Origin of the sequence: Staphylococcus simulans, from assembly GCF_003043455.1 — a bacterium.
GTDB lineage: Bacteria > Bacillota > Bacilli > Staphylococcales > Staphylococcaceae > Staphylococcus > Staphylococcus simulans_A.
In genome coordinates this window covers 26851-34853 of sequence record NZ_PZGG01000023.1, presented here as the reverse complement: position 1 = coordinate 34853, position 8003 = coordinate 26851, and the positions used below count along the sequence as shown (strand labels likewise).

Sequence of the window (8003 nt, the reverse complement as noted above, 5' to 3'; positions counted from 1 at the left end):
ATACATTACACCCAAGTATTATCGAATTACGAATTGGAAGATGCAGATGAATTTTTTAAATAACAAATAACTAAATAAATTTTATCAATAGCAATTTTATGTAAAATAATCTTAGATTTTCAAAGGAATGAGTTAAAATTGAATGCTGCTTATGAAAAGTTAAGAAGCCCTATGCCGCAAATATTAGGAAGTTTAACATTAATCTCATTAGCGATGTCGGGAGCTCAATATTTTTATGGATTGACTATATCTGAGACACCTTGGTATCTCGTAATAATATGGTTATTCATGCTTTTAGTTAGTATATCCACTTTTTTTATTTATGTAATTCGAAGACCCAAGAATCATAAAAGCATGAAAAGAAAAGCTCTGGTTTTATTTATAGTCGATATTTTTGCTATGTATAGCGCTGTTTTTGCTATGTATAATATTTACTATTTTTTGGGTTTAAGAAAAGGGATAGATTTATTTGAAATTTGGATTGTAGGAACTATAGCAATGGTTTTTTGTTCTATTGTATTATATCAATCTATGTTAGCAGTTATTGAATTTAATGAGGAAGAACATTTAAATGAAACTAAATTCACTAATCATGCCTAACTCGACACAGGTAGAATTTTTAGCTGAACCTGAACATTAGCAAGGTGAGATATCAAAGTAAAGGTTATGGAAATGTAGGAGAAACATATGACATATTTATTATTAATTTTAATGGCAGGTTTGTATTACGTGGTGTATATTACTTCGGTAATGTATGAGGAAGGTACTAAATTACTGCAATGGATTGCCTATGGTATATCTGCGTTAATCTTTTTGATTACATTCTTCTTTGTAAATCCTAGTTTTAGTTCATTACAGAATTACATACTTGTGCTCATTATAAGTGTAGTGGTATATGGATGGTTGGCGATTAAATCGTTTTGGACACGTCCTTATAAAGTGAAGCTAAGAAGTATGGATCCTATCTCAGAACATTCAGTAACTAAGGAACAGTATGAAGATATTGAAAGTATTCAAATTAATCTTGCTTCAGCTAAGTATAAAGGTATTATTTCAGCAATTATCTCTATTGTTTGTATGATTGCGATTAAATTAAAGTTAACGCTCGTTTTAAAAGATGATTTAGCAGGCGGTATTTTCACAATAGGTCTTATCCTGTTTTTAATGGTAATTATTTATTTGATTATTGATATTGTATTAGCAGTTAGAAGAGGAAAATTTTCGTTTATCACACTCAGACCGTTAGGGACGTTGATTTTGTTAATCTTCTATTCAATCATTATTTAACAATTTAAATCTAAGGAGTAAACTATGAAGAAAATTTGTTTGATGAGTTTATGCCTATTGATGGTTACCGTAATGGGTTGCGCGAAGGGGGATCCTCTTCCTGGTTCTGTAAAAAACGATTTGCATAAAGCTGATAGAAAGTTAGAAGCTGTAAAAATATTTGAGATTGATCATAAAAAGGTTGTTTATGATAAGAAAGATAAAAAATTGACTGTGCCGCTTCACTTCAACGAAGACGTAGACCTCCCGACTAAGCTCATCGGCAGCATGTCATCCATGCCTTTCTCTGGAAATGATGACGTCGACCAAGTAGTAGTGAAGTATGAATTCAAAGATCAAAAACATGAGTTGCATTACAAAAAAGACGCACAAGGTTCACTGAAAAGAGTGAAATAACTGCTTCATAGGAACGGGCACACGTGTGTATTCCTAAATGAGTAGGCAGGTGTGTCCTGTTCCTAAATACGGGAGAATAAATATATAAGGAGCGCAAAAACATGGCAGAAAAAGTGAAAGAAGCAGGAAAAACATTAAAAGTTTGGGCTTGGGTTTTCATTGTCCTCTCATTAATCATGCCAATATTTGGGGTTGGAAGTATTATTTGTAGTGCGAAATACAAAAAATATCAACAAGAACAAGGCGGAAAACTATTAAACATCGCAATCATCGTTACAGTGGTCAGTGTGACATTTGCGATTATAAGATTATTTACTTAATTCCTCAGCAACAGAACGCTTTCTCGGGTTCTGTTGCTTTTATCGATACAAGGGGTTGATTAAGGAATAATAAATCAAATGAATACATTCAATGCAGATAATAAGTGATATAGTCAGCTTATTTCCTATTAATCATCATTAACCAATAAAACTACATCAAATCGTTTTGGCTCATAAATAAACATTTGTGGGTTTCTTTTTATTTTTATGTCAATTTTACATAATCAACATCGTCTCTATATGCACCGTTCATTAGAATTGTTACAATATATACATATGGAATCAAATCAGTCGAACTTATATGAAGAGTACAAGAACTTATTTTGCGTTAGAAGTCACGTTGAGTGTGTTTATGAGACTGTCATGACGGGGACTCTGCATTGAAATCAATACTGAATTTAGATATATTAATTATGTAAGATACAAGGAGGAGCATGGAATGGCGAAAGATACATTTTATATAACAACACCTATTTATTACCCGAGTGGTAAATTACACATTGGGCATGCCTATTCAACTGTAGCAGGCGACGTCATTGCGCGCTACAAACGCATGCAAGGCTATGATGTACGTTATTTGACAGGTACAGATGAACATGGCCAAAAAATTCAAGAAAAGGCACATAAAGCTGGCCTTACAGAATTAGAATACCTAGATGACATGATTAAAGGTATTAAAGCGTTATGGGAAAAATTAGAGATTTCAAATGATGACTTTATCAGAACAACTGAAAAACGTCACAAAGAAGTTGTAGAGAAAGTCTTTGAACGTCTATTAGCACAAGGTGATATTTACCTTGGTGAATATGAAGGCTGGTATTCTGTACCGGATGAAACTTACTATACAGAATCTCAACTTGATGACCCAGAATACGATAAAGACGGCAATATTATCGGTGGTAAAAGCCCGGATTCTGGACATGAAGTAGAATTAGTTAAAGAAGAAAGTTATTTCTTCAATATTTCTAAATATGCGGATCGCTTATTAGAATTCTATGATGCGAACCCTGAATTCATTCAACCTCCTTCTCGTAAGAACGAAATGATTAACAACTTTATTAAACCAGGATTAACAGACTTGGCTGTCTCTCGTACGACATTTGATTGGGGCGTACAAGTACCGTCTAATCCTAAACACGTTGTTTACGTATGGATTGATGCGTTGGTGAACTACATTTCAGCACTTGGTTATTTGTCAGATGATGATAGCCTATTCCAAAAATATTGGCCTGCTGATTTACACTTAATGGCGAAAGAAATTGTGCGTTTCCACTCTATTGTGTGGCCGATCTTATTAATGGCGCTAGACTTACCGCTTCCAAAACGCGTCTTCGCACACGGTTGGATTTTAATGAGAGACGGTAAAATGAGTAAATCTAAAGGTAACGTCGTAGATCCGAACGTTTTAATCGATCGTTATGGCTTAGATGCGACACGTTACTACTTAATGCGAGAATTACCATTTGGTTCTGACGGTGTCTTCACACCAGAAGCGTTCGTTGACCGTACAAACTTTGATTTAGCTAATGATTTAGGTAACTTAGTCAATCGTACGATTGCGATGATCAACAAATACTTCGGCGGCGAGTTGCCTGCGTATGAAGGACCAAAACATGACTTAGATGCTGAAATGGAACAATTCGCATTAGATACAGTCAAAGAATACCATCAAAATATGGAAAACTTACAGTTCTCTGTTGCACTTTCAACAGTATGGAAGTTCATCAGCCGTACGAATAAATATATTGATGAAACAACACCATGGATTTTGGCTAAAGATGATAGCCAAAGAGAAATGCTTGGCAACGTGATGGCACACTTAGTGGAAAATATCCGTTTCGCCGCTGTCTTATTACGTCCATTCTTAACACACGCACCACGTGAAATCTTTGCGCAATTACACATCAATAGTCCTGAACTGTATGAACTAGACAGCTTAAATTCATATGGTGCATTAACTGAACCGATTACAGTAACTGAAAAACCTAAACCGATTTTCCCTCGTTTAGATACAGAAGCAGAAGTCGCATTTATTAAAGACTCAATGCAAGGTTCAGCACCACAAGCTGAAGAAGCAAAAGAAGAAACAAAAGAGGAAGCACAAGAAGAAGCGAAACCTCAAATAACAATTAAAGATTTCGATAAAGTTGAAATCAAAGCTGCAACAGTAATGGATGCGGAAAATGTGAAGAAATCAGATAAACTCTTGAAAATTCAAGTAGATTTAGGCGAAGAACAACGCCAAATCGTTTCAGGTATCGCAAAATTCTATGAACCTGATGATATTATCGGTAAGAAAGTCGCAGTTGTGACGAACTTGAAACCAGCAAAATTAATGGGCCGTAAATCAGAAGGTATGATTCTATCAGCAGAAAAAGACGGTGTCTTAACACTTGTCAGCTTGCCGAATGCGATTCCTAACGGTGCAGTGATTAAATAATTAAACAATCAAGACAAGCGGCTTGCAGCGAATGCTGTTTGAGCCGCTTCTTTGACGCTTAATCATACTTTCAAATGTTTCATAGAAAGAATGGGTATAATCATAGTGTATGAACACTAAGAAAAGCAGTAATGAAAGGAGTACACATCATGTTAATTGATACACATGTACATTTAAATGCAGAACAATATGATGAAGATTTACAAGAAGTCATCGACCGTGCAAGAGACGCAGGTGTCGATCGCATGTTTGTCGTTGGATTTGATACACCAACGATTGAACGTGCGATGGAACTTGTAGAACAATATGATTTCTTATATGCGATTATTGGTTGGCATCCAGTGGATGCGATTGATTACACAGAAGAACGTGAACAATGGATTGAAAAATTAGCCGAACACCCTAAAGTAATCGGTATCGGTGAAATGGGCTTAGACTATCACTGGGATAAATCACCAAAAGATGTTCAAAAAGAAGTGTTCCGTAAACAAATCGCACTCGCAAAACGTGTGAACTTGCCGATTGTCATTCATAATCGTGAAGCGACACAAGATTGTGTGGATATTCTAATGGAGGAACACGCAGAAGAAGTCGGCGGTATTATGCATAGTTTCAGCGGTTCACCTGAAATCGCAGATGTCGTGATTAATAAACTCGGTTTCTATATTTCATTAGGCGGACCTGTCACATTCAAAAATGCGAAACAACCTAAAGAAGTCGCAAAACATGTGCCATTAGATCGTCTATTAGTAGAAACAGATGCACCTTATTTATCACCGCACCCTTATAGAGGTAAACGTAACGAACCAATGCGCGTGACATTAGTTGCGGAACAAATCGCAGATTTACGCGGTATCAGTTACGAAGAAGTCGCAAAACAAACGACTGAAAATGCGGAAAGATTATTTAACTTAAATCAATAATATAGCGAGAAAGAAAGCGCCGTTCTACATCAGAAGGGTGCTTTCTTCATATTTAAACATATAACTTTATAAGGTTAAATTTATACATGTTACAGAAAAACAAGTTCTGTTTACTTTGTAACCTTTTCAAGCAAGTTGGATAGATGGTGGCTAACCCATTCTAAGGGGTGATGCCTATGATACACAACTCCAGAGAGGATATACGATGAGTGATTATGAAATGCTTATGGTCGTCTTGACGATGATAGGTTTAATCCTTGTGAGCACTCAACAAAGAAAATAAAGCCATAAAAAAATAACCATCCAACTTTGGTTGAATGGCTATAATATTAACATTCGCCACCGTCTTTTTTAACGGCCCCAGAGAGATAACATGTTAGCGCATGTTGTCCCTTGATTAATTTAAATATAGCAGTATGAAGGTTAGTAGCCAAAATATATAATTTAAAAAGATAGGATATAACGTGACAATGTTTTATTTTTCATGCTGGCAGATATGGTATAGTATTAAAGTTAACACTGTGAAAGGTGACGAAAGTGATGAAAATAAATGAGTTTATTGTGGTAGAAGGCCGCGATGATACAGAGCGTGTTAAACGTGCAGTAGAGTGCGATACAATAGAAACAAATGGCAGTGCCATTAATGCAGAAACATTAGATGTGATTCGTTATGCGCAAGAAACAAGAGGCGTGATTGTTTTAACAGACCCAGATTTCCCGGGTGATAAAATTCGAAATACGATTCGTGATCATGTACCAGGTGTGAAACATGCGTATGTTGATCGTGAACAAGCGAAAAACAAACGTGGTAAAATCGGAGTAGAACATGCCTCATTTGAAGCCATCAGAGAAGCGTTAATGCATGTGTCTTCACCTTTTGAAGAAGGCATGGAATCTATCAGCAAAGATGTTTTGATTGATTTAGGTTTAATTGTCGGACCTGATGCACGTCATAAACGAGAAGTGTTAGGACGTAAATTACATATTGGTCATTCTAACGGCAAACAACTTTTAAAGAAATTAAATGCGTTTGGTTATACAGAAGCAGATGTCAGAGCTGCTTTGAATGAAGATAAAGGAAGTGAAACGTAAGTGATGAAAAAAGATATAGCAACACCGACACGTACGCGTGCCTTGTTAGATAAATATCAATTCGATTTTAAGAAGAGTTTAGGTCAAAACTTCTTAATTGATGTGAACATTATTCATAAAATCATCGAAGCGAGCAACATTGGCGAAACAACTGGTGTTATTGAAGTCGGTCCTGGTATGGGGTCTTTAACAGAACAATTAGCGAAACATGCGAAAAAAGTCGTGGCGTTTGAAATTGACCAACGCTTGATTCCTGTTTTAGATGATACTTTGTCAGATTATGACAATGTGACTGTGATTAATGAAGATATTTTAAAAGCAAATGTGGTAGAAGCAGTGCAAACACATTTTTCAGACTGCGATAAGATTATGGTCGTTGCGAACTTACCGTATTATATTACCACACCTATTTTATTGAATTTAATGTCTCAATCTTTACCGATTGATGGTTATGTGGTGATGATGCAGAAAGAAGTCGGAGAACGCTTGAATGCGGCTGTCGGTACAAAAGCTTATGGTTCCTTATCGATTGTGGCGCAGTATTATACTGAAACATCTAAAGTACTGACTGTGCCTAAAACGGTCTTTATGCCGCCTCCGAATGTAGATTCGATTGTGGTTAAACTGATGAAACGTGCTGAACCGATTGTCTCTGTAGATGATGAAGATCGCTTCTTTAAAATGACAAAAGCAGCATTCAGCCAACGTCGAAAAACCATCGCAAATAATTATCAAAGCTTATTCTTCGATGGTAAAAAGCTGAAAGACCAGATTAAAACTTGGCTAGATGAGAGCGGAATTGATCCGAGACGTCGTGGAGAAACATTATCTATTAAAGAATTTGCGAATTTGTACACTAACTTGAAAAATTTCCCAGAATTAGAGTTTTAAAATATTGACATGCTGCCCGTCGATTGTTAAAATTTAAATTTTATTTGACTGAATCGCTATAAATGTGTTATAATACAATTTGTAGCGAGGTGGAGCAATATGCCAAAATCAATTTGGGAAATCAAAAATGCACTTGAGTGTCATTTAGGAAACCGTATTGTACTTAAAGCAAATGGTGGTCGTAAAAAAACAATCGAACGTTGCGGCGTGTTATCAGAAACATATCCGGCGGTATTCGTTGTTGAATTAGACCAAGATAAACACAACTTTGAACGTGTATCTTATACATACACTGATGTGTTGACAGAAAACGTCCAAGTTTCGTTTGTGGATGAAAATCACCAGGATGCAGTTGCACACTAGAATATCATAGAATTGAAGCTATATGCTTCGTATAAAAAAGAGGAATCCTGATTTAGGATTCCTCTTTTTTATTTTGCTTTATTTTAGATTTGGTGACTTTCAGATCTCAAAGAGCTTCTGAATACTTGAACAGATTGCGTTAGTCATTATACAGAGTTTTAAGTTTGTTGAAATGTGGTTTTCGTTATTTGTTGTGTGATGATGCGGATTGCTTTGTGAATTGAAAATTGGAATTGATACGCTAAGGTTTCAATTTGTATGTATAGGTATGAGGTTGAGTAACAGCAAGTA

9 protein-coding genes are annotated in these 8003 nt (G+C 35.8%); all 9 read left to right on the top strand.

The window, feature by feature from the left end:
- The first annotated feature begins 138 nt into the window (after positions 1-138).
- The 9 genes from BU038_RS05750 (at position 139) to veg (ending at position 7712) form a co-directional block, all read left to right on the top strand.
- Entirely contained in the window at positions 139-600 is a 462-nt protein-coding gene (locus tag BU038_RS05750; protein ID WP_158262787.1) for a DUF5079 family protein, read from the top strand.
- A gap of 87 nt (positions 601-687) precedes the next feature.
- Positions 688-1287 (top strand): DUF5080 family protein, encoded by a 600-nt coding sequence (locus BU038_RS05745; protein ID WP_107605217.1) that lies wholly within the window; start codon positions 688-690, stop codon positions 1285-1287.
- A gap of 72 nt (positions 1288-1359) precedes the next feature.
- Positions 1360-1683, top strand: coding sequence for a hypothetical protein (locus tag BU038_RS05740; protein ID WP_241963154.1), 324 nt, complete (start codon positions 1360-1362; stop codon positions 1681-1683).
- Between the two features lie 101 nt (positions 1684-1784).
- Positions 1785-2003, top strand: coding sequence for a hypothetical protein (locus BU038_RS05735; RefSeq protein WP_002481904.1), 219 nt, complete (start codon positions 1785-1787; stop codon positions 2001-2003).
- Between the two features lie 406 nt (positions 2004-2409).
- Positions 2410-4443, top strand: coding sequence for a methionine--tRNA ligase (gene metG / locus BU038_RS05730; RefSeq protein WP_259342962.1), 2034 nt, complete (start codon positions 2410-2412; stop codon positions 4441-4443).
- Between the two features lie 149 nt (positions 4444-4592).
- A complete protein-coding gene (locus tag BU038_RS05725; protein ID WP_107605215.1) occupies positions 4593-5366 on the top strand; it encodes a TatD family hydrolase in 774 nt (257 codons plus the stop codon).
- Positions 5367-5906: 540 nt separating this feature from the next.
- Positions 5907-6458, top strand: a complete 552-nt coding sequence (gene rnmV, locus BU038_RS05720; protein ID WP_107605214.1) for a ribonuclease M5 — start codon at positions 5907-5909, stop codon at positions 6456-6458.
- A gap of 3 nt (positions 6459-6461) precedes the next feature.
- On the top strand, positions 6462-7349 hold the full coding sequence (gene rsmA / locus BU038_RS05715) for a 16S rRNA (adenine(1518)-N(6)/adenine(1519)-N(6))-dimethyltransferase RsmA (RefSeq protein ID WP_199219692.1): 888 nt from the start codon (positions 6462-6464) through the stop codon (positions 7347-7349).
- 99 nt (positions 7350-7448) lie between these two features.
- Positions 7449-7712, top strand: coding sequence for a biofilm formation stimulator Veg (veg, locus tag BU038_RS05710; RefSeq protein WP_002481909.1), 264 nt, complete (start codon positions 7449-7451; stop codon positions 7710-7712).
- Positions 7713-8003: the final 291 nt, after the last annotated feature.